Origin of the sequence: Streptomyces sp. NPDC014676 (assembly GCF_043084105.1) — a bacterium.
Taxonomy (GTDB): Bacteria; Actinomycetota; Actinomycetes; order Streptomycetales; family Streptomycetaceae; genus Streptomyces.
Genome location: NZ_JBIBZI010000044.1, coordinates 1 through 3,744, shown reverse-complemented (window position 1 = coordinate 3,744; position 3,744 = coordinate 1). Strand labels below are relative to the sequence as shown.

Annotated in this window: 1 protein-coding gene; it reads right to left on the bottom strand. The window is 72.1% G+C overall.

The genetic code is table 11. The features are described from left to right. Positions 1 to 3,744 (bottom strand): SDR family NAD(P)-dependent oxidoreductase (locus ACF1DX_RS38985; RefSeq protein WP_391795876.1); only part of this gene is annotated, 3,744 nt, incomplete at both ends.

Here is a 3,744-nt window from a genome sequence, read left to right as displayed (position 1 = left end):
GCCCAGACCCTCCAACCGCCGCACCAGACCGGCCACCGCCACCGAACCACCCGCAACCGACCGCCGCACCCGCAACCGGACCAGACCACGCAGCAGAGCGGGCACTTCTTCCTCGGTACGGAGGGCTGCCAGGTCAAGACGCAGAGGTAGGACGACGGGCTCACCGCCGGCCAGCGCGGCGTCCATGAGCTCGGTACCGAGTGCGGCAGTCAGCGGCGGCATACCGGCACGGGTGATGCGGCGGTGGTCGGTCTCCGACAGCGTCTGGGTCATGCCCGCGTCCTGCGCCCACGGACCCCACACCAACGACACCGCCGGCAGCCCCAGCGCACGACGACGACGCACCAGACCGTCCAGGAACGCATTACCCGCCGCATAAGCCGACTGCCCCGCACTGCCGAACGTCCCCGCCACCGACGAGAACACCACGAACGCCGTGAGATCCAGGTCCTTGGTCGCCTCGTGCAGGTGCCAGGCAGCGTCCACCTTCGGACGCAGCACCCCTGCCAGCCGCTCCCCCGTCAGCGACTCCACCACACCGTCGTCCAGCACACCCGCCGCGTGCACCACCGCCCGCACCCGGTACCGGCCCACCAGAGCAGCCACCGCAGCCCCGTCGGCCACATCACAGGCCTCCACCGACACCCGAGCACCCAGCCCGGACAACTCGCCGACCAAAGTGTCCACACCCTCGGCAGCCGCACCACGACGACTCACCAGCAACAGATCACGCACACCGTGCTCGACCACCAGATGCCGAGCCACGATCCGGCCCAGACCACCCGTGCCACCCGTCACCAAAACCGTGCCCCCGGCCACATCCCAGACCGCGGCATCCGCACCGGACCCGGACACCACCCGCGCCAGACGAGGCACCAGCACCTCACCCCCACGCACCGCAACCTCGGCCTCACCCACGGCCAGGGCGGCCTCCAGCAGCCCGGCCGACAGCACCGCACCCGGCTCGACGTCCAGCAGACCGAACCGCCCCGGATGTTCCAGCCGGGCGGAACGCACCAGTCCCCTGACCAGGGCGTCCGTCAGTTCGCCCGTGCCGTCGGACGCACCGACGACGAAGATCAGACGGGACGCGGCGAACCTCTCGTCCGCCAGCCAGTCCCGCACGAGGTCCAGGGCCCGAGCGGCCGCCCGGTGCGCCGACTCGACCACGTCCGGCAGGGAGTTCGTCACGGCGGCCAGTACCGTGCCGGGCACCTCGTTCGCCGCCAGCGCCCCGAGGTCGCCGGCGATGACCAGACCGTCCGCGTCGGCGCCGATCACAGCGAGGATCTCGTCACCGAGCAGTGCGACCGGTTCCGGGGAGAGGGTGCCGGTCGCGGCACGGGCGGACACCCAGTCCACGCGGTAGAGGGGTTTCGCGCTGTTCCCGGACCCGCTTCCGGCGGCCGAGGCGGACCGTACGACGAGGGACTCCACCGAGGCCACGGGCGCACCGGCCGGGTCGACCAGCTCGACGGCCAGGGAGTCGTCACCGGTCCTGGTCAGCCGGACGCGCAGGGCCGAGGCGCCGGACGCGTGCAGGCGCACGCCCTCCCAGGAGAAGGGCACACCGCCGAGCGGGGTGTCGTCACCGTCTTCGCCGACGAAGGCGAAGGAGGCGTGCAGGGCGGCGTCGAAGAGCGCGGGGTGGAGCCCGTAGGTACCGCCGTCGACGTCGTCGTCGAGCGCCACCTCGGCGAAGACCTCGTCGCCCCGGCGCCAGGCGGAACGCAGGCCCTGGAAGACCGGTCCGTAGCGGAGGCCGGCTTCGGCCAGTACGTCGTAGCAGTCGGTGACGTCGACCGGTCGGGCGCCCTTCGGGGGCCACACGGACACGTCGAAGCCGGAGTGCGCCACGGTCGTCGCATCGGTCAGTGTGCCCGAGGCGTGCAGGGTCCAGGAGCCGCGTTCGTCGTCCGCGTCGTGGCGCGAGTGAACGGCGACGCTGCGGCGTCCCGCCTCGTCCGGCTCACCCACGGTGACCTGGATGCGGGTACCGCCGTGGTCGGGCAGCACCAGTGGCGCGGAGAGGGTCAGTTCCTCGATCGTGTCGCAGCCGACCTCGTCGGCCGCGCGGATCGCCAGCTCCAGCAATGCCGTGCCCGGCACCAGCACCGAGCCTTGTACCGCGTGGTCGGCCAGCCACGGCTGTGACTGGAGCGACAGCCTGCCGGTAAGGACCACTCCGTCGGCGCCCGCCAGTTCGACGGCCGCCCCCAGCAGCGGGTGTCCCGGGGTACCGAGGCCCGCGAGGCGGATGTCACCGGTGCCGGTGACGGATCCGGCGGGCCAGAAGTACTCGTGCTGGAAGGCGTACGTGGGCAGGTCCACGGGGCGGCCGCCGGTGCCGTCGAGCACGGCGGCCCAGTCGGCGTGGCCGCCACGGACGTACAACTCGGCCAACGCCCGCAGGGCGGTGGTGATTTCCTCACGGTCCTTGCGCAGCACAGGTACGAGGAGGGCGTCGTCGCCGGCGCTGTCGCGGGCCATGCCGCTCAGCACACCGTCCGGGCCCAGCTCGACGAACCGCGTGACACCCTCACCGGCCAGCGCGCGGACTCCGTCGGCGAAACGCACGGCCTCACGGACGTGGGTCACCCAGTAGGCAGCGGACGTGAGCTGTTCGTCATCGGCAAGCGTGCCCGTCACGTTCGAGACCACGGGGATACGGGGCGCGCGGAACGACAGTCCTTCCGCAACCGTGCGGAATTCCTCCAGCATCGGTTCCATCAGCGGTGAGTGGAAGGCGTGCGACACCCGCAGCCGGGACGTACGACGACCCAGCCCGCGGAACACCCCGGCGACCGCCTCGACCGCAGCCTCGGCACCCGAGATCACCACCGAGGAGGGGCCGTTGACGGCCGCGACCGACACCTCACCCGTCAGGTGCGGCAGCACCTCGGCCTCCGTCGCCTCGACGGCGACCATCGCACCACCGGCGGGCAGCGCCTGCATCAGCCGACCGCGAGCAGCCACCAGCGCACACGCGTCCGCCAGGGAGAACACACCCGCCACATGCGCGGCCGCGACCTCACCGATCGAGTGTCCGGCCACGAACTCCGGCCGCACACCCCACGACTCCACCAGCCGGAACAACGCCACCTCAACCGCGAACAGCCCAGCCTGGGCATACGCGGTCCGGTTCAGCGCCTCCTCGTCCTCGCCCCAGACCACGTCGCGCAGCGGCCGCTCCAGGTGCTCGTCCAGCCCCGCGCACACCGCGTCGAACGCCTCCGCGAACACCGGGAAACGCCCATACAGTTCACGGCCCATACCGAGCCGCTGCGACCCCTGACCCGAGAACAGGAACGCCGTACGGCCCTGTTCGGTCGCGCCGACGATCGCGGCGGGGTCGCTCTCCCCCACGCACACCGCGGCCAGGCCGCGCACGGCGGTCTCACGGTCGTCGGCGAGGACCACGGCACGGTGGTCGAAGACGGAACGCTGCGTGGCCAGGGAGCGGCCGAGGTCCACGGCACGCAGTTCGGGAGCTGCCTCGACGCGGGCCAGGAGGCGTGCGGCCTGGGCGTGCAGAGCGGCCTCGGACTTGCCGGAAAGGATCCACGGCACCACGCCGGGCGCGAGCGAGGCGAGTCCGCCGCTTCCGGCGTCCTCCTCGTCCGCCCTCTCGAACTCGGGTTGTTCGAGGATGACGTGGGCGTTGGTGCCGCTGATGCCGAACGAGGACACACCCGCCCGGCGCGGCCCCGAATCCCGCACCCATTCCACCGGTTCGGTCAGCAG